Genomic DNA, 17,799 nt, shown 5'->3' with positions numbered 1-17,799 from the left:
GCGTTGGCTTAGGGGGAATACGCGTGGATGAGCAACAAGCCCAGAAGGTGATGCACGACCTGGTGGTCGACGGCCAGGTCACTGACCCGGAAAGCGCGCGCGGCAAGCTGCTGCAAACGGCGGCGCACCTGTTCCGCAGCAAGGGCTATGACCGCACGACGGTGCGTGATCTGGCCAGCGCGGTGGGTATTCAGTCCGGCAGCATCTTTCACCACTTCAAAAGCAAGGACGAGATTCTTCGCTCGGTGATGGAGGAAACCATCCGCTACAACACCGCTTTGATGAAGGCCGCTCTGGCGGATGCCGGCAACGTGCGGGAGCGGGTGTTGGCGCTGATTCGCTGCGAGCTGCAATCGATCATGGGGGGCACCGGCGAGGCAATGGCGGTGTTGGTGTATGAGTGGCGATCCCTGTCTTCTGAGGGGCAAGCGTACATTCTCGATTTGCGCGATACGTATGAGCAGATTTGGCTGCAGGTGCTGGGGGAGGCCAAGACGGCGGGGTATTTCAAGGGGGATCCGTTTGTGCAGCGGCGCTTTCTTACTGGGGCTTTGTCGTGGAGTACCACGTGGTTTCGGGCTGATGGGCCGATGAGTCTCGATGAGTTGGCTGAGGAGGCGTTGAGCCTCGTTATCAAGGCTTAAGAGCTCACGGTGTATTTCTTCTTTACCGCGTGTGCTGGGGGGGCGCCTTACGCGCAGATCAACAACCAGATCACAAGCCGTGGTGCCTGCTCGATCTGTTTTTGTGGGAGGGGCTTTAGCCGCGAGCTTTTGATCTTGAGCGCTCGCGGCTAAAGCCCCACAAGCAACCCTATCCCCGTAGGAGCGGCTTCAGCCACGATGCTTTTGATCTTGCCCACCTCTTGTCGGCAGCCATTGACCACCCCTCACTCAATTAGGTTTACTGTATGCCCATACAGTAATTTCCTACTGAGCTGCACCATGCTTCCTACCCCTACATCCCTTGCCGACTCCGCCATGGCAGGCAATGTCGTCTCTCTGGATTCGCTGCTGGACCGTCGCCGTGTCTGGAAGGGGCGGGCCATGCCGCAACAGGCGGGGCATATCGCGACAGGGCATGCGACGTTGGATGCGTTGTTGCCTACGGGCGGTTGGCCGGAGGCGGCGTTGAGTGAGATTTTGCTGAGTGCTCCAGGGGTAGGGGAGTTGCAGTTGCTCTGGCCGACTGTGGCGCGGTTGACGCAGGCGGGGAAGCGGGTGGTGTTGGTGGCACCGCCGGGGATTCCGTATCCCAGCGCCTGGCTGGCGGCAGGGGTGGATTTGCGCTGGTTGAGCGTCATCCAGGCCAGTGGCCGAGATGCGTTGTGGGCGACGGAGCAGTGTTTGCGTTCGGGCAGTTGTGCGTCGGTGCTGAGTTGGCCGCAGGCGGCGGATGATCGGGCGTTGCGGCGTTTGCAGGTGGCGGCGGAGACGGGGCAGACGCTGGCGTTTGCTTATCGCTCGCTGGCCGAGGCGGTGAATCCGTCGCCGGCGGCGCTGCGGATTGCCATTGATGCCCAGCCGGCGCAGGTGCGGGTGCTGAAGTGCCGGGGCGGGTTGGCACCGGCGGCACCCATGCCTTTGGCGTTGTGAGGCGGGTATGCGTTGGGTGTGTATTGTCTTGCCGCAGTTGGCGTTGGATGCGGTGCTGCGGGCCAGTGCTTGCCCCGAGGCACCGCTGGCGCTGATCAGCGGTACGCCGCAACGGCGGGTGGTGCAGGCGGTGAATGATGCGGCCCGGGAGCTGGGCCTGCGCGCGGGGCAAAGCCTGACCACCGCCCTGGCCTTGAGCCGGGATTTCACCCAGGTGGAATACGACCACAGCGCCATTGCCCGCTGGCATCAGTTCCTTGCCGCTTGGGCCTATTCCTTCAGCTCCCAGGTCAGCCTGCGTTATCCGCGCGCGTTGTTGTTGGAAGTGGAGTCCAGCCTGGCGCTGTTTGGCCCGTGGCCGCGTTTTGAACAGCGCCTGCGTGCCGAACTCACGGCCTTGGGTTTTCGCCATCGCCTGGTGGCGGCCCCCAATCCGGTGGCGGCGCGTATGTTGGCCAATGCCTATGACGGCCTGGCCGTGCCCGAGGGCGAGGCGCTGCAGCAGGTGCTGGCCCGCATGCCGCTGAACCGCCTGGGGCTCGACAGCAAAACCGCCAGCGCCCTGACGCGCATGGGCCTGCGCACGTTGCAGCAGGTGCTGGCGCTGCCCCGGCATACCTTGGCCAAACGCTTCGACGCCGGTCTGTTGCTGCACCTCGATAGCTTGCTCGGCCAGCGCGCGGTGGCGCTGGACTGCTATAGGCCGCCGGAGCATTTCGAGCTGCGCATCGAGTTGAATTTCGACGTCGAGTCGCACCAGGCGCTGCTGTTTCCCCTGCGTCGATTGACCAGCGACCTGGCCGCCTTTCTCGCCGGGCGCGACAGCGGCGTGCTAGGTTTTGTCCTGTATCTGGAGCATGTCGATGGCGGCGGGCATACCCAGGTGGATGTCGGTCTGCTGAGTGCCGAGCGCGAGGCGAATCTGTTGTTTGAGCTGGCCCGTGGCCGTCTGGAGCGGGTGCAGGTGACCTCGCCGGTGCGCGCTGTACGGCTGCAGGCCAAGGACCTGCCGGCCTTCGTGCCCGAACACCGCGAGCTGTTCGACGAGCGTCCGCAGCAGTCGGTGCCCTGGCAGCAATTGCGTGAACGCCTGCGCGCACGCCTGGGCGACGATGCCGTGCAAGGCATCCAGGCGCATGCCGACCACCGCCCCGAGTGCGCCTGGCTGCCCAGTACCAGCAGCAAACCGCTGCTGCCCACTGCCGGCCCGCCACGCCCTGGCTGGCTGCTGGCCGAGGCGCAGGTGCTGCGCGAACGTTCGCCGCAGATTCTCGCCGGGCCGGAGCGCATCGAGTCCGGCTGGTGGGATGGCGCTGATATCCGCCGCGACTACTACCTGTTGCTGACCCGCAGCGGCCAGCGCGTGTGGGCCTATCGCAGCGTCAGCAGCGGCGATGAACCGGGGCCCTTTATGCTGCATGGCTGGTTCGCATGAGCGTCGCCTATGCCGAGCTGCACTGCCTGAGCAATTTCAGTTTTCAGCGCGGTGCTTCCAGCGCCAAGGAGCTGTTCGAGCGCGCCAAGCGCCACGGTTATCAGGCCCTGGCGATTACCGATGAATGCACCCTGGCCGGTATCGTGCGGGCCTGGCAGGCCGGCCAGGAGGCGGGCTTGCCGCTGATTGTCGGTAGCGAAATCAGCCTGGAGGACGGTCCCAGGCTGGTGCTCTTGGTGGAAAACCTCTGCGGCTACCAGCACCTGTGCCGGCTAATCACCCAGGGCCGACGGCGCAGTGAAAAGGGCCAGTACCGCTTGCTGCGCGAAGACTTCGCTACGCCGCTGGATGGCCTGTGCGTGCTGTGGCTGGCGGACCTGAGCGAGGCGGTGGACGAGCAGGGCACCTGGCTGCGTGAGCGCTTTGCCAATAGCCTGTGGCTGGCAGTGGAGCTGCACCACGGCGCCGATGATGACCGGCGTTTGCAGCAATTGCTGGCCTTGGCCGAGCGCCACGCCATCCCCGCCGTGGCCAGCGGTGATGTGCATATGCATGCCCGTGGCCGCCGCGCCCTGCAGGACACCATGACCGCCATCCGCCATCACTGCACGGTGGCCGAGGCGGGATTGCGGCTGTTTGCCAATGGCGAGCGGCACCTACGGCCGTTGGCGAGTTTGGCGGCGTTGTATCCGCCGGCATTGCTGGCAGAAACCCTGAGCATCGCCGCACGCTGCACCTTCAACCTGAAAGAGCAGGTGCGCTACCAATATCCCCATGAGCTGGTGCCCGCGGGCCATACGCCGACTTCCTGGCTGCAACACCTGGCCGAGGCAGGCATTCATACGCGCTGGCCCAATGGTGTAGAGGAAAAAGTCCACCAGCAGATCGCGCGGGAGCTGGCGACCATCGCCGAGCTCAAGTACGAAAGCTATTTTCTCACCGTGCACGATATTGTCCGCTTCGCCCGCAGGCAGAAAATCCTCTGCCAGGGCCGGGGATCGGCGGCCAACTCGGTGGTGTGTTTTGTGTTGGGCATTACCGAACTCGACCCGTCGCGGATGAATATGCTGTTCGAACGTTTTCTGTCCAAAGAGCGCAACGAGCCGCCGGATATCGACGTCGACTTCGAGCACGACCGCCGCGAAGAAGTGCTGCAGTACATCTTTACCCGCTATGGCCGCCACCGTGCCGCGCTGACCGCCGTGGCCACCACCTACCACGGTGCCGGCGCAGTGCGCGATGTGGCCCGCGCGTTGGGTTTGCCGCCGGACCAGATCAACGCCCTGGCCGATAGTTGCGGGCGCTGGAACAAAGACGGCCCGCCGCTGGATGACCTGCGCGAAGCCGGGTTTGACCCCAGCATTCCCGAGCTGCGCCGGGTGCTGACGCTGACCGGCGAGTTGATCGGTTTTCCCCGCCACCTGTCCCAGCATCCCGGCGGCTTTGTGATTTCCGAGCAGCCGCTGCACACCCTGGTGCCGGTGGAAAACGCCGCCATGGCCGACCGCACCATTATTCAATGGGACAAAGACGACCTCGATCTGATGGGCCTGCTCAAGGTGGATATCCTCGCCCTGGGCATGCTCAGCGCCATCCGCCGCACTTTTGAGCTGATTCAGTACCACCGGCGCCGCGAATGGAGCCTGGCCAGCATTCCGGCCGAAGACCCGGCGACCTACGAAATGATCAGCCGCGCCGACACCATCGGCGTATTCCAGATCGAATCCCGCGCGCAAATGGCCATGCTGCCGCGCCTGCGCCCCAACACCTTCTACGACCTGGTGATTCAGGTGGCCATCGTGCGCCCGGGGCCGATTCAGGGCGATATGGTTCATCCCTACCTGCGCCGGCGTAATGGCGAGGAGGATGTGACCTATCCCTCCGACGCCTTGCAGGTGGTATTCGAACGCACCCTGGGTGTGCCGCTGTTTCAGGAGCAGGTGATGGAATTGGCGGTCGTGGCGGCCGGTTATACCCCCGGCGAGTCGGACCAGTTGCGCCGTTCGATGGCGGCCTGGAAGCGCCATGGCGGCCTGGAGCACCACTGGGAGCGGTTGAGCAGCGGCATGCTGGCGCGCGGTTACAGCGCCGAATTCGCCGCGCGCATCTTTGAGCAGATCAAAGGCTTTGGCAGCTACGGTTTTCCCGAATCCCACGCCGCCAGTTTTGCTTTGCTCACCTACGCCAGCTGCTGGCTGAAGTGCCACGAGCCGGCGGCCTTTGCCTGTGCGCTGATCAATAGCTGGCCCATGGGCTTTTACAGCCCCGACCAACTGCTGCAAGACGCCCGCCGCCATGGCATCGAAACCCGCGCCGTGGATGTGCAGACCAGCCAGTGGGATTGCACCCTGGAGTTTGCCCCTGATGACCCGCAGTGCCGCGGCGACCCCGCGATCCGCCTGGGCCTGCGCATGATCAAAGGGTTTCGCCAGGAGGATGCCGAGCGGATTACCAGGGTTCGTCAGCGCGGGCCTTTTACCAGCGTCACTGAACTGATCCAGCGCGCCCAGCTGGACGGCCGCGCCCGTGAACTGCTGGCCGACGCCGGTGCCTTGGCCAGCCTGGCCGGTAATCGACATAACGCGCGCTGGGCGGTGACGGGGGTGGAGGTGCAGGCACCGCTGTTTGCCGACCTGGTGCCGGTCGAGGAGGCGGTGGCGCTGCCGGCACCAAGCGTGGTCGAGAATGTCTGGGTCGATTACGCCACCCTGGGCACTACCCTCGGCCCGCATCCGCTGGCCTTGTTGCGGCGGGAACTGCGCAGCCGGCGTTGTCGCAGCTCGGTGGAGTTGAAGGGCACTGAAGATGGCAGCGCCGTGCGGGTGGCTGGGCTGGTCAAAGGCCGGCAGCGTCCACAGACCGCCAGTGGGGTGATCTTTGTCACTCTCGAAGATGAGTTCGGCATGGTCAATGTGGTGGTCTGGAACGAGCTGGCCGAACGGCAAAGGCGGGTGCTGGTGGGCTCGAGCTTGCTGCAGGTGGAGGGCAAACTGGAGGCCAAAGACGGCGTGCAGCATCTGATCGCCAAGCGCTTGTTTGACCTGACGCCGCTGCTTAGTGGGTTGGATGTGAGTAGTCGGGATTTTCGTTGAGCCGCGATTTCATGGCTTTCCCATTCTCAATGCATCGTCATTCCCGCGAAGGCGGCAATCCAGAATGTTGTGTCGTATGCAAAATTTCGCAACATCCAACATTCTGGGTCCCCGCCTGCGCGGGGACGACGGTGTTGTAGGAAATGCTGTCGTTACTTAACGGTGCGCCATCTTCTCCAACAGCAGGGCCTTCACCATTGGCCATTCGCTGTCGATGATGCTGAAGCGCACCGAGTTGCGCTTGCGCCCGTCGGGCATGATCCGTTCGTGGCGGACGATACCTTCCTGGGTCGCGCCAATACGCAGAATCGCCGCGCGGGATTTTTCGTTCAGTTCATCGGTGGTGAATTGCACACGCACGCAGTCCATCACCTCGAAGGCCTGTTGCAGCAATAGGAATTTCGCCTCGGTATTGACCCCCGAACGCTGTACCGACTGGCCGAGCCAGGTGTGGCCGATTTCCAGCTTGCGGTTGGCCCGGTCGATCTTCCAGAAACGCGTGCTGCCCAGCACCTGGCCGTCGTTATTGCGCACCAGCAGAAACGCTTTCACCGTGCCCACCGCCTGCCCGGCGAGAGCCGTTGCCAGGTACTGTTCGACCGTGTCCGGCCCTGGGATAACCGTCAGCGTCATCTGCCACAGATGGCCATCCGCTGCAGCTGCCAGCAGCCGTGGCGCATCGCCCGCTTGCAGCGGTTGCAGGGTGATGGTGGGGCCGACGAGGGCGGCGTCGAGGGTGAGCGGCATAGGGTTCAGTCCCCCAACTTCATGGTCAGACTGAGTAACCCGGCCCCCACCAGCATCGCCGCCAACACCAGCAAGGCCACCGCCAGACTGCTGCCATGGGCGATAAAGCCGATGATCGCCGGGCCCAGCAGAATGCCGCCATAGCCCAAGGTGGACACCGCCGGAATGGCCACATGCTCGGCCATCACGGTTTGCTTGCCGATCAGGCTGAACATCACCGGTACCACGTTCGAGCAGCCCGCGCCCACCAGCATAAAACCCACCAGGGCCAGCGGCCATGAGGTGCTCCAGGTGGCCAGGGCCAGACCGGCTGCGGCGGTCAGGGCACCGAGCAACACCACGCGGCGGCGGCCGACCTTGTGCACCACCCGATCGCCGGTCAGGCGGCCTAGGGTCATGGTGCAGGCGAAGGCCACATAGCCAATACCGGAGTGCGCCGAGGCCAGCCCTTTGCTTTCCACCAGAAACACCGCGCTCCAGTCCAGCATGGCGCCTTCGGCAAGAAAAAGAATGAAGCAGATGGCACCGATCATCAGCACCACGCCATGGGGGATGGCAAAGGCCGGGCCTTTGCTGGCGCTGCCGTAGGGCAGCAGGTCCGGGGTGGTTTTCAGTAGCACGGCGATGATGCAGGCCACCACCGCCAGAGCCGCCAGCAACGGGCTGGCACCCACCGCCAGAAGCAGGCTGACCCCCGCTGCGCCGGCGATACCGCCGACGCTGAACAAACCATGGAAACCGGACATCAGCGGCGTATCGCTGTGCTTTTCCACCATCACCGCCTGCAGGTTGATGGTGCAGTCCAGGCAACCGAGCCCGGCACCAAACAACGCCAGGGCCACCGCCAGGCTGAGCCAGGAAGAAAACAGCGTGAGCAGCGGCAACACCAGGCACACCGCCAGACTGGCAGCGACAATCACTCGTCGGCAGCCAAACCGCGAGGCCAGCGCGCCGGCCAGGGGCATGGTCAGCAACGAACCCGCACCCAGGCACAGCAACAGCATACCCAGCGAGCCCTCGGACAACGCCGCCCGCGCCTTGGCAAAAGGCACCAACGGGGCCCAGGCGGCCATGGCGAAGCCGGCGATAAAAAACGCCCAGCGCGTCGAGCTTTTCTGCCGGGCGTGGGAGGGGGTGGCGAGCGGGATTTCAAGAGCGGACATGCAGGTTCCTGACAGTTAAAAGCCAATGGCTGGTCAAGCGCTCACAGCCAATCCATACGTTTGAAGTTGGCATACAGGCCCGCGCAGCCGATGCCGATCACACTGAGCACGCCGGCATAGCCGTAATGCCAGGTCAGCTCCGGCATGTACTGGAAGTTCATCCCGTAGATGCCGGCAATCGCCGTGGGAAAGGCCAGGATCGCCGCCCAGGCGGCGAATTTGCGCTGGGTGATGCTTTGCCGGGAGGACTCCAGCAGCAGGCCGATCTCAATGGCATGGTCGGCCATTTCGCGCAGGCCGGTGAGGTCTTCCATCAGCCGCTGCACATGGATCTGCACGTCGCGAAAGTACGGGCGCATATGTTTGTCGATAAAGGGGAAATCCAGCTGTTGCAGCTCGGTGCAGATTTCCACCATCGGTGCGATATAGCGGCGGATGCGCAGCAGGTGGCGACGCATGCCCTGAATGCGTTCGACGTCTTCCTGGCTCAGGGGGTTACGCAGCACATGCTGCTCCATGTCTTCGAGCTTGGCGTTGAACTCTTCCAGGCGCGGCCGGTAGTTTTCGATAACGAAACTGAGCAGGGCATAGAGCACGAAGTCTTCGCCGTGCTCGAGCATCAGCGGCTGCGCTTCGGCGCGCTGGCGCACGCGGCCGTAGGAGGGGGAGTCGCCATACCGGCAACTGATCACATAACCCTTGCCGGCGAACAGCTGGGTTTCGACGAACACCAGCTTTTCGTTTTCCATCACCGGCGAGTACAGCACCATAAACAGCGCATCGCCGAAGGTTTCCAGCTTGGGCCGGGTGTGTTGCAGCAGGGCATCTTCGATGGCCAGTTCATGCAGGTTGAACTGCTTTTGCAGGTTCAGCAGTTCTTCGCTGCCGGGGTCGTGCAGGCCGATCCAGACGAAGTGCTCGGGCTTGGCGGCCCAGTCCTTGCCTTCGTTCAAATGGATATCGGTGATTTTCTTGCCGTGGGAATAAACCGCTGCTGCAACGACTCTTGTCATGGTGGTGATCCATACGCTCCGGTTTTTAGGGGTGCCTGGCACCTGGCGCAAGCGTAATGCAAGACGCCGTCGCAGGGTGAGACAAGCGCACGCGTCGTGCGATCCATTGGTGACGATGTGAGCAAGTAAAAAGCAAAAAGCCCAGCATCTTGGCTGGGCTTTTTGTTAGCGGCTGTCGCTGCGATTAGCTGATAGCGGGCGCCCGTTTGGCCAGGGGCAGCTGAGCCTGGGCAATTTCCCGGTCCAGCTCGGCAATGGTCGCCTGCATCTGTGCGTGGCAGCTTTCCATCAGCGCGGGGATATCGTCGACGGTCATGCCCTGGGTGGAAATTGCCGGCAGCGAGCGAATGGTGATGTCGCCGCTATTCCAGCTATTGAGCTGCATCTGCGTGCTGTAGGTGCTGACACACACCGGCAGAATCGGCACACCGGCAGCAATGGCCATCTGGAACGCGCCTTTCTTGAACGGCAACAGGCCCTTGCCCAGGTTGCGCGTACCTTCCGGGAATACCCAGATGGAGGTGTCTTTGTGCTGCAGGGTGTCGGTAGTGGTGAGCATGGCGCGCTTGGCCTTGATGGCATTGCCACGGTCGATCAGCACATTGCCCGCCAGCCAGTACAGCTGACCGAAGAAGGGCACCCACTTGAGACTTTTCTTACCGATGCTCACGGTGCGCTTGGGCACCACGGCACCCAGCACAAACAGATCGTAGTTGGACTGGTGATTGGCAATCATCACGCAGGACGGCAAGTGATCGCGCAGACCCTCGGTTTGCGTTTTCAACTTCAGGCGCAGAATCCATAGCGCTGGCCACGAGTAAATACGGGCGCATAGACGGCTGTTATCGGGATTAAACGGACGGCACAGGCCGATCAGAATGCCCAGCACGCCAGCGAGAATAAAGTGCAGGCCCATAAACAACATGCGCAGAAGGAAAAGCATTGGGACGCCCGTTTTGAAAGAGGTCGCGCAGTGTACGGATGTGCACTATTTTCGGCAATCACCGTTCGGTGAGAGATTTGTTACAGGCTGCAAGCCAGGCGGTGCGTGGCTTGCAGGCATAAAAAAGCCCGGCGCCAGGGCCGGGCTCGGTATCGCTTCAGGACTTAGACGGCGTGCTTCTTGTCTTCTTCGATAGCCCAGTCGAGAGTTTCCAACAGCGCCTTGCGTACTTTCAGCTTGGTGTTCTTGTGCGCCTTCATATTGATCTTCTTCAACTGCTGGGCCGCGGCGATAGCGGTAGGCAGCAATTGCTCCGGGGCAACCACGGTGTCGAGGAAGCCGGCATCGACCGCGGTTTGCGGATTGAACATCTCGCCATTGATTACCGAACGGTGGAATGCCGACTTGCGCAGACGATCACGGGCCAGCTCGATGCCGACGTGGTGCATGGTCATGCCAATCTGCACTTCGTTCAGACCGATGCTGAACGGGCCTTCGACACCGATGCGGTAGTCGGCCGACAACAGAATGAAGGCACCCTTGGCCACCGCATGACCGCTGCAGGCAACGATGATCGGGAAGGGGTGCGACAGCATACGGCGCGCCAGGGTGGAGCCGGCGGCGACTAGATTGATCGCGTTTTCCGGGCCGGAGGTCATCACCTTCAGGTCATAACCACCCGACAAAATGCCCGGCTGACTGGTGATGATCACCACCGCACGGTCCTTCTCGGCCTGGTCCAGGGCTGCATGGAACGCCGTAATCACATCCGGAGAAATGGCATTGACCTTGCCATTGCTCAGGGTCAGGGTGGCAATGCCGTCGTCTAGTTGGTAGCTGATCAGGTCGCTCATGGCACAAATCCTTGGTCGGGCGGGTATATAAGGTGGGCAGACGTTACCGAGCCCCAGAGTGGAGGTAAAGCGCTAAGGTTGACCGGCCAGTCGCATCCGCGCGCCTGCCAAGCGCCATCCGCCGATTGCCACCCCGGCGCAAGCTTTTCGCTTAAGCACATGAATCCGTTAAAAAATCTTTTGCCTTTAAGAGAAGCTTCGGCTAGATTAGCGCGCCTCGACAGACCTAACCCGTCGTCGAGACACGGTGAAGTGTCCGAGTGGCTTAAGGAGCACGCCTGGAAAGTGTGTATACGAGAAATCGTATCGAGAGTTCGAATCTCTCCTTCACCGCCATATTGAAACGCCTAAGGCCCTGAAAACTGAGAAGTTTTCGGGGCTTTTTGCTTTCTGGCATCCAGGGGTGTCGAAAAAGTGTCGAACATGGCCTTTCGTGTTTTTCTAAACGTTGGCAATCTTCACTCGCCCAAGCGCACCCCGCCCTATACGAATGGAACTCGCCTTGAAGCTCAACGGATTGCTAAAACTGTTGGTCATGATCGGAATGTTGGGCGTCGGTAATTCGGCTCAAGCGGACTGGTTCTATACCCTTATGGGATACGAATGCGACAGCGCGAACGACCAGCTTATCGTTTATTACAAAGGTGCCTACAACGAAGAAGGCAGCGCGATGACGACCGCGAAGACCAAAAACGAATGGGAACCTGATGATTTCATCCAGTCGATGAAAGACGAATCCCACATCGGCACTTTGAAAACGGTTAAGCGAGTTTGTCATCTGAGAAGTGGAGACCTAAGCGCCGAGTTCGGAGCAATACCGGGGAACTCTGATATCGAAGGTATGTGTGGTGGGGTTATCGTTGGATGGGTTGAGGTTAAGCGCGGAAAAGCAATAGTGCTCAAAAAGCTCGCTTTGGAAGATCCCTGTCAGAGCGGCTCATCCGAGGTTACAACGCGCATCGTCTTTAAAGGGAAGGCCGAGCCAGCGTTCACGAAAATTTCAGCGCACAAATTTTATAGATAGAGCTCAAATTTAAACCGTGCTTACGTGATCGGAGCAATTCCATGGAGCAAGATTTACAGCTGGATGTTTATTTGCGGTTGGGTGAATTGGAAGGAAAACAAGGTAGTGATGAGGCAGTTTCCTACCTGCGGTCTAGCTTTCCCTATGCCGATGACGAATCAATTTCTACGGCGTTAGAGATAGCTAGAAAGGTTGCTGGACTGAACTTTAGTGACACGTACTCACAGTCAAGCGCATCGGAGGCTGGTCAAATCGCAGTAGCGCGAATGCTAGAGGTGGCCCCCAACATATCCTCCAGGCTAAAAGGCCACCTTGCATCTGAGGCTATGCGTAGTTGGGCTTACTAACGTTAAAAATGGAGCACAATTGGGATGGCGGCCGTATCCGTTCCTAGCTGTGAAGGGGATTTAAACGGATAGCGTCCTGTAGGTGATCCGGAGAGAGATGCGCATAGCGCATGGTCATGGCCAAGCTGGAATGCCCCAGGATCTTCTGGAGGGTAAGAATGTTGCCTCCACGCATGACAAAGTGACTGGCGAAGGTATGGCGTAGAACGTGTGTGGCTTGTCCGGCCGGTAGCTTGATAGAGGTCGTGTCGATCACCCGGCTAAAGGTCAGCATGCAGTTACTAAATAGGCCGTGCCGCTTGAAGTGAGCGTGTAGCTTTCCCTCCAAATCGTTTTCTATCGGAATCGTGCGTGTTCGCCGGGATTTCGTATTGGCAAAGGTCACTGCACCATTGGCCACCCTGGCCGGCGTCAACGCCTGAGCCTCACCCCACCTGGCACCCGTCGATAGACAAACCCTGGCAACCAAGCCAATTCCTGGCGTTCTATCCCGCTCATCGAGAGCATCGAGCAGCTCGGATATCTGCGGCAACGATAGGAAGGAGAGGGGCCGTTCCTGCAAGCGCAATGGACGCACCTTGGCCAGCGGGTTTGGGTAGTCGATATCGTCGAGGTGTATCAGCTGGTTGAACATCGACTTGAAGTAACCAAAGCGGTTATTCAGCGTTTTGCCATGTACACCCGATTCGATGTGTTGTCGGCGGATCTCACAGTACGCATTGCCCGTGAACCTGACGGCAATGGGGTCTCCTAGATCTTTAGCCAGAGTGGTGAGGATCTGTTTGATGCGCGTGCCGTCTGCCAGGGTGTGACCGTGCAGGTCGTGGTAGCGCTCAACCAACTCAGACAGCCGTCGCTGATCCTTCGGTTTTGGTGACCAAGTGGGTGTCTCGATGCACTTTGCCCGGCAGGTGGCCTCAAACCTCAGCGCTTCCGCTTTGGTTTTTACCGTCTTACGAAAGCGTTTGCCTTTGATGGGCTCAATGTCGACTTTCCATTTGCCGTTTGGCTGTTGCTCGATAGCCATTAAATAGCGCGACCCCAGCGTACGTGGCGCTCTTCAAGCAGGGTTTTGATGTGCTTGTAGAGGTCATGTTCGCTCATGTCTTTGGCGGCGTAGTGGTCGCGGATGACGGGCCAGCATTCCCATTGCTTGAGGTTTTCAAACGCCTTTTTTGCGCCCACCCGTTCCCTTGCCAGCAAGCTGACGAAGTTACCCACGAACAGTTCGACGTTCTTGCCGCTGAAGCCACGGCTGGACTTGTAGTAACGCTTGTATTCAGTGTCATCGAGCATGGAATCGGCCTCTATTTCTACCTTCACGTCATCACGAATAAGGGTCCAAATAGCTTCATAGCGGCCAGGGCGCGCCAGGAGCTTGAATTGCTGCAATCCGTACCGCCACAGACCGTCCAGATGGGCCGAGAAGGCCGCAAAGGTGCGGGTGTCGATCACTTCGCCGGAGTGGACGTTTACAGAGCCGCTGGCGAATTGCTGGATGATGGAATGGTGGTAACGCAGTTCGATGCGCCACACGGCTTGCTTCGGGTTGTAGTTGTTCGGGTCGTCGTGATCGAACGAGTCCCGGCGACGCCAGACACTTTCCCAGTAGTCGAGCTTGTCGGTAGCTCGCGCTTGCTCGGTTTTGTTGTAGATGCAGAGCTGCACGCCACTGGCCGAGCCGAACATTGAGGTTTCACCGCGTCCGTAGATGCTCGATTTCATGTCCCACTGGATCTCGTTGATGCCCGAGATATCACGGTGGGTACGAGCCCGGCAGTGCATGCGGGCCACCAGATCTTTGGGCGGTTCCCAGCCCTGTAGATCTAGCGCCAGGTGCACGGCGCATTGATTGACTTCGATGTGGGTGAGGAGGGCGTCAGCGTAGTAATCAAGGCGAGCTTGCAGACGCTCAGGCGACAGGTTGTCGATGGCGTGGGGCGAGACTTCGATTTTCAGGTGTGGGCCAATCTGGTCGATTTTGGCGTTGAAGTTCTTCACCAGCAGAATCAGGCCAAGGTCAGCATTTTGGAGTTTGTACTGATAGCCCGAGTCTTTCCCAACTCGACCCGAATGCCAGCGTTGGCCAGCGAAATCGACCATGACGCCCGGGGTCTCAAACAGCGACATGATTTCAGGGCGGATCATGCCCTTGTACAATTGGCGCACGGTATCGACGCCACAGCGCAGCAGGCGCACGCCTGACAGGTCAGTGAACACTGCCGTTCTATCGTCAAAAAAGACTCGGCCGAATGGCGACTCTTTGAATTCTCGGTCTGCACGAATTTGGTCTTTGACGCACATTGCTTTCACTCCAAATAGCTACGAATCGAAACTGTGCTTACTGGTTTATCTGACGTGTTACAGGGACGTCACGCGGCGGCTAGCGGCGCTCTGTACCTAGCCGCTTGCTGCGCCGCCGCGTGCCCTCAATTGAGCAATGTCCGAGGTGCTGGCGTGTACGGAATGCCAACCACACGGGTGCTCACCACTTCGCTGGAAGGGGTGTTTACGGTCGTTTGTGTGGGGGTGTTGGGGTTGGTCGCGGGCAGGCCCGGTTGACCCTGCGCGATACGCTGGACGGGCATCGAGCCACGGCACGTAGCCTGGCCTTCCCACTCCTTGAACTTGATCACCACGAAGCACGGGCCGCGATAGCCGAGCTTGTAGCCAATCTCGCTCAGCTCATTTCCGGTCTGCCGGAAAACCCGCCCTTGGGCATCCTCGACCTGAAACATCACCTTGCGGCTGAACTCACCATTGCGGGTGCCTTCGATCACGGCTTCGACGTAGATCTGTCGGCCGTCGAATGGGTGCGCTAGGACAGTAGGAAATGCAGCAGCTGGCTGGCCACCCATAGAAACAGGCAGTAGAGAAGCAGCCACATTAGTAGGACTTTGAGCAGGCGCAGGGCTAGGCGCAGCAGTTTGCGCAGGGGCGGCAACAGGTGCGTCTTTACTGGCTTTGACAGTGCCAAAACTAGGCCCACCCATAGATACCAAAAAGACAATAAGGCCGGTAATAAGTACCAGGAGTGCCAGTAACTTAGGCGAGCGTAAAAAGCTCTTCCCGGCCGTGGTGTCTTGGGAGACGCCGGTGGCGGTGGACTGGTAGAGCTTGAAGGTGTCTGGCTTGATTCGCTTGTATTCAATGATGGTGCCTTCAGCGGGGGCACGGTTGAGCTGGGCGTCATGTTGGGCCTCCTTGTAGCGGCCAGAAATGCCGATCACGGCGAGGTTGGAATGCCGGTAGGCCATTTCGCTGGTCATCCGGATATCGTCGCGGATGTAGCTGATGTTCGGGGTGGTCAGAACAACGTCCCAGTTCCAGTGCCGGTGGCGGGTCCAGCCGTCGAGCCAATCCATCGGGCGATCTGCTGCGGCGGCCGCTTCACTGCCACCCGGGAAATCGAACTGAGCCAGATCCTTTTCCCGCCAGGCCTTGGGGAACACCAGCTGCGTTTCGTCGAAGATGATGAACGCGCCCCGCGGTGCCCATTGGAACCACGAACGCATCTTTTCCATGTCGGCCCGAACCTCGAGGTCGAGGTTGATGATGTCGACCGACTCGGGCAGATCCGGCATCACCTGTAAAACTCGCTCCAGGGTGAAGCCGCGAATGTTGGTGATGATCAGCCGGCCGGCTTTCAGCGCGCGGACAGCGTCGTCTTGGATAGCGCCGGAGGTTTTGTAGGAGCCGTTCGGGCCATGGTGAATTTTGATTGCCATGTCAGCGCCCCAGGAACGGCACGAAGCGCAACATGAAGCGCGTTGAGAGTGCCGAGAACAGGATGTTGAGCGCTTGCGGGATGCCGAAGAACGACAGCGTACTCAGCACCTCACCCGGAAGGCCGGAGTACATCTGCCGGATCTGCTGGCTAACACCGATGCTGTTGACCACATCCTGAGCGGCCTCATAAGCCACCTGCAGGGTGAAAATCTGCACTTGGATGTACGAGTACAGCGCCGCCTTGGTGAGGATCACCATGAAGGCTTTGAGCAGGTCGTAAATACCCGTGGTGAGGAAGTCCCACACGTACTGGAAGAACAGAAAAATTTGGTCGATGGTGCCGCTAATCCATTCCATGACTAGTTCCTCAGGATGATGAAGCCGGCCAGGATCGTGGCGCAGGCAAGTAGGATGTATTTCAGGTAAACCAGCTGGTCTTCGTAGTCGGCTGGGCAAATCTTGATGTTGGCGTTTTGGCCAAGTGCGGAGATGGGGGTATCGAGGCAAGGCAGGCCGCCACCACCGGTTCCCATGTTGAGATCGAAGGCACCGGAGAACAGCGCGGAGTACTGGTTAACCAGGCCGTCCAGTTGCTGGCGACCGGCATCAATCTTGGTTTGCCATTCAGCTTCGGCTTCACCAAAACCTTGTGAGGCTTTGCCCAGGAGCTGTTTGGTCGGGCCGGCGATATCGTCATCGCCGTCTTCTTCCTCGCCTTCACCTTCGCCCTCACCTTGGCCAGTGCCGCTACCGTTACCACTACTGGTGCATTTGGGGCCGACACAGGTAGAGCTAGAGTTGCCCGGAGATCCATCGGCGTTGGTGTGGTTGTTGTTGACGTTGGTCGTGGTGGTTGTGGTGCAGCTGTTGACCCCGGTGCACTTAGTTTCAGTGGTGGTCGTGGTTTTGGTGGTGTCCTTTGAGCCATCCGGGTTAGCGGTGGTTTTGGTCTCGGTATCGGTCTTGGTTGAGGTGGATTTGGGTGGCGTTACGATGCAGGTCCAATTGGCCTCATTGCCGGCACCGACGGTGCCCCATTTGCACCCTTCCTCACCGTCTTGCTTGGTCTCTTTCACGTCGGTGCAATTCACCACGGTGACGGGGCGACCGTCGGCGGTGGTGGTATCCGGGCCGGGTTTGCATTCGTTGGAGGTGTCCACCTGCGGATCGGTGGTTTCCTTGGTGCAATCGGTTTCTAGATTGCAGGTGCTGAAGTTGGCCGGGTTCGCTCCCGTGCACTGGTTACCGGTGAAGTTGCCGTCGTAGTAGTAACGGGTATTGCCCTTGGTGTCGGTGAACTTGTTGCTGACATTCAACGCAGCCGCACAGCCGCCAATACAGGTGGCGTTGGTTGGGATTGGGCTAGTGGTGCGAAAGGAAATGAAGCTGCCAGTCTTTGCCTGGCATAGGTTGACCGGTACATCACATAGGCCGGTATTGGGGTTGTACGTGGAACCGGTGGCGCAGGTGTCGCCAACTCGCGTCATCGGAATCGTAGCGTTAAGAAAATTGGTGGAGGGTGGAGTTCGCCAGTCGATATTGCAGCCGTAAACACTTACGGTCTGTTTAGTCACCGCTTTGATAATCCAGATAGTGTCTGGATTGTTGACGGACTTTCGGTAAGCGATGTAGGCCTGACACGCTGACGTCGGGTCGGCATATTTGGTTGTGATCGACGCAGGCTGCTCGTAAAACCTCCAGTAGTAGTCGACCGCGAAAGCCGACTGCCCTAATCCCAGCAGAGCGAACAGCAGCAGTAGTGAAAGCCGTTTTTTCATCCCATAAAAAAGGGGCCTTTTTATCGGCCCCTTTTCCCTCCAGATCAGAAGAACTCGCCGCAGCGGTAACCGGTTATGA

The 17,799-nt window shown here is 59.9% G+C and carries 15 protein-coding genes and 1 tRNA gene; 6 read left to right on the top strand and 10 right to left on the bottom strand.

Annotated elements, in window-relative coordinates:
* The first annotated feature begins 23 nt into the window (after nt 1-23).
* The 4 genes from ACVW0Y_RS09045 (at nt 24) to ACVW0Y_RS09030 (ending at nt 6,122) form a co-directional block, all read left to right on the top strand.
* Nucleotides 24-644 carry a TetR/AcrR family transcriptional regulator gene (locus ACVW0Y_RS09045; protein WP_457437665.1) on the top strand — a complete coding sequence of 207 codons (621 nt, stop codon included), beginning with the start codon at nt 24-26 and terminating at the stop codon, nt 642-644.
* A 336-nt stretch (nt 645-980) separates the two neighbouring features.
* Nucleotides 981-1,595 (top strand): translesion DNA synthesis-associated protein ImuA, encoded by a 615-nt coding sequence (gene imuA / locus ACVW0Y_RS09040; protein ID WP_457437904.1) that lies wholly within the window; start codon nt 981-983, stop codon nt 1,593-1,595.
* Between the two features lie 7 nt (nt 1,596-1,602).
* On the top strand, nt 1,603-3,030 hold the full coding sequence (locus ACVW0Y_RS09035) for a Y-family DNA polymerase (RefSeq protein WP_457437663.1): 1,428 nt from the start codon (nt 1,603-1,605) through the stop codon (nt 3,028-3,030).
* Nucleotides 3,027-6,122: an error-prone DNA polymerase gene (locus ACVW0Y_RS09030; protein ID WP_457437662.1), complete on the top strand. Its 3,096-nt coding sequence runs from the start codon at nt 3,027-3,029 to the stop codon at nt 6,120-6,122. The genes ACVW0Y_RS09035 and ACVW0Y_RS09030 overlap by 4 nt, the downstream gene beginning before the upstream one ends.
* A gap of 156 nt (nt 6,123-6,278) precedes the next feature.
* Here the strand turns inward: ACVW0Y_RS09030 and ACVW0Y_RS09025 are convergent, their stop codons facing one another.
* The 5 genes from ACVW0Y_RS09025 to ACVW0Y_RS09005 form a co-directional block, all read right to left on the bottom strand.
* Nucleotides 6,279-6,869: a GNAT family N-acetyltransferase gene (locus ACVW0Y_RS09025; protein ID WP_457437661.1), complete on the bottom strand. Its 591-nt coding sequence runs from the start codon at nt 6,867-6,869 to the stop codon at nt 6,279-6,281.
* Between the two features lie 5 nt (nt 6,870-6,874).
* Entirely contained in the window at nt 6,875-8,032 is a 1,158-nt protein-coding gene (locus ACVW0Y_RS09020; RefSeq protein WP_457437660.1) for an MFS transporter, read from the bottom strand.
* 41 nt (nt 8,033-8,073) lie between these two features.
* Nucleotides 8,074-9,045: a magnesium and cobalt transport protein CorA gene (locus ACVW0Y_RS09015; protein ID WP_457437658.1), complete on the bottom strand. Its 972-nt coding sequence runs from the start codon at nt 9,043-9,045 to the stop codon at nt 8,074-8,076.
* A 184-nt stretch (nt 9,046-9,229) separates the two neighbouring features.
* Entirely contained in the window at nt 9,230-9,988 is a 759-nt protein-coding gene (locus ACVW0Y_RS09010; RefSeq protein WP_457437657.1) for a 1-acylglycerol-3-phosphate O-acyltransferase, read from the bottom strand.
* 164 nt (nt 9,989-10,152) lie between these two features.
* A complete protein-coding gene (locus ACVW0Y_RS09005) occupies nt 10,153-10,842 on the bottom strand; it encodes a crotonase/enoyl-CoA hydratase family protein (RefSeq protein ID WP_457437656.1) in 690 nt (229 codons plus the stop codon).
* A gap of 246 nt (nt 10,843-11,088) precedes the next feature.
* Here ACVW0Y_RS09005 and ACVW0Y_RS09000 point away from each other — a divergent pair.
* Nucleotides 11,089-11,178 (top strand) — tRNA-Ser (locus tag ACVW0Y_RS09000).
* Between the two features lie 166 nt (nt 11,179-11,344).
* The gene (locus ACVW0Y_RS08995) at nt 11,345-11,866 is read left to right on the top strand and encodes a hypothetical protein (protein ID WP_457437655.1); all 522 of its coding nucleotides are present in this window, start codon (nt 11,345-11,347) and stop codon (nt 11,864-11,866) included.
* A 390-nt stretch (nt 11,867-12,256) separates the two neighbouring features.
* Here the strand turns inward: ACVW0Y_RS08995 and ACVW0Y_RS08990 are convergent, their stop codons facing one another.
* The 5 genes from ACVW0Y_RS08990 to ACVW0Y_RS08970 all read right to left on the bottom strand — a co-directional run bounded on the left by ACVW0Y_RS08990 (nt 12,257) and on the right by ACVW0Y_RS08970 (nt 17,720).
* Entirely contained in the window at nt 12,257-13,240 is a 984-nt protein-coding gene (locus tag ACVW0Y_RS08990; protein ID WP_457437653.1) for a phage integrase, read from the bottom strand.
* Nucleotides 13,240-14,517, bottom strand: coding sequence for a hypothetical protein (locus ACVW0Y_RS08985; protein WP_457437652.1), 1,278 nt, complete (start codon nt 14,515-14,517; stop codon nt 13,240-13,242). Before ACVW0Y_RS08985 ends, ACVW0Y_RS08990 begins: the two co-directional genes overlap by 1 nt.
* Before the next feature lie 125 nt (nt 14,518-14,642).
* Nucleotides 14,643-15,941, bottom strand: coding sequence for a zonular occludens toxin domain-containing protein (locus ACVW0Y_RS08980; protein WP_457437650.1), 1,299 nt, complete (start codon nt 15,939-15,941; stop codon nt 14,643-14,645).
* Nucleotide 15,942: 1 nt separating this feature from the next.
* Nucleotides 15,943-16,299 (bottom strand): DUF2523 family protein, encoded by a 357-nt coding sequence (locus ACVW0Y_RS08975; protein WP_457437649.1) that lies wholly within the window; start codon nt 16,297-16,299, stop codon nt 15,943-15,945.
* Between the two features lie 2 nt (nt 16,300-16,301).
* The gene (locus tag ACVW0Y_RS08970; RefSeq protein WP_457437647.1) at nt 16,302-17,720 is read right to left on the bottom strand and encodes a hypothetical protein; all 1,419 of its coding nucleotides are present in this window, start codon (nt 17,718-17,720) and stop codon (nt 16,302-16,304) included.
* Between the last annotated feature and the right edge of the window lie 79 nt (nt 17,721-17,799).

The sequence above is a fragment of the Pseudomonas sp. TE3786 genome, from assembly GCF_054057335.1.
The sequence above is the reverse complement of the archived record's forward strand: the minus strand, read 5'-3'. Positions and strand labels throughout refer to the sequence as shown.

What these genes read in the sequence shown, in the direction of transcription:
- ACVW0Y_RS09015 (WP_457437658.1), bottom strand. Translation starts at nt 9,045, where the DNA reads ATGACAAGAGTCGTTGCAGCAGCGGTTTATTCCCACGGCAAGAAAATC.
- ACVW0Y_RS09005 (WP_457437656.1), bottom strand. Translation starts at nt 10,842, where the DNA reads ATGAGCGACCTGATCAGCTACCAACTAGACGACGGCATTGCCACCCTG.
- ACVW0Y_RS09035 (WP_457437663.1), top strand. Translation starts at nt 1,603, where the DNA reads ATGCGTTGGGTGTGTATTGTCTTGCCGCAGTTGGCGTTGGATGCGGTG.
- ACVW0Y_RS08980 (WP_457437650.1), bottom strand. Translation starts at nt 15,941, where the DNA reads ATGGCAATCAAAATTCACCATGGCCCGAACGGCTCCTACAAAACCTCC.
- ACVW0Y_RS09030 (WP_457437662.1), top strand. Translation starts at nt 3,027, where the DNA reads ATGAGCGTCGCCTATGCCGAGCTGCACTGCCTGAGCAATTTCAGTTTT.
- ACVW0Y_RS09010 (WP_457437657.1), bottom strand. Translation starts at nt 9,988, where the DNA reads ATGCTTTTCCTTCTGCGCATGTTGTTTATGGGCCTGCACTTTATTCTC.
- ACVW0Y_RS09020 (WP_457437660.1), bottom strand. Translation starts at nt 8,032, where the DNA reads ATGTCCGCTCTTGAAATCCCGCTCGCCACCCCCTCCCACGCCCGGCAG.
- ACVW0Y_RS09025 (WP_457437661.1), bottom strand. Translation starts at nt 6,869, where the DNA reads ATGCCGCTCACCCTCGACGCCGCCCTCGTCGGCCCCACCATCACCCTG.
- imuA (WP_457437904.1), top strand. Translation starts at nt 981, where the DNA reads ATGGCAGGCAATGTCGTCTCTCTGGATTCGCTGCTGGACCGTCGCCGT.
- ACVW0Y_RS08975 (WP_457437649.1), bottom strand. Translation starts at nt 16,299, where the DNA reads ATGGAATGGATTAGCGGCACCATCGACCAAATTTTTCTGTTCTTCCAG.
- ACVW0Y_RS08990 (WP_457437653.1), bottom strand. Translation starts at nt 13,240, where the DNA reads ATGGCTATCGAGCAACAGCCAAACGGCAAATGGAAAGTCGACATTGAG.
- ACVW0Y_RS08970 (WP_457437647.1), bottom strand. Translation starts at nt 17,720, where the DNA reads ATGAAAAAACGGCTTTCACTACTGCTGCTGTTCGCTCTGCTGGGATTA.
- ACVW0Y_RS08985 (WP_457437652.1), bottom strand. Translation starts at nt 14,517, where the DNA reads ATGTGCGTCAAAGACCAAATTCGTGCAGACCGAGAATTCAAAGAGTCG.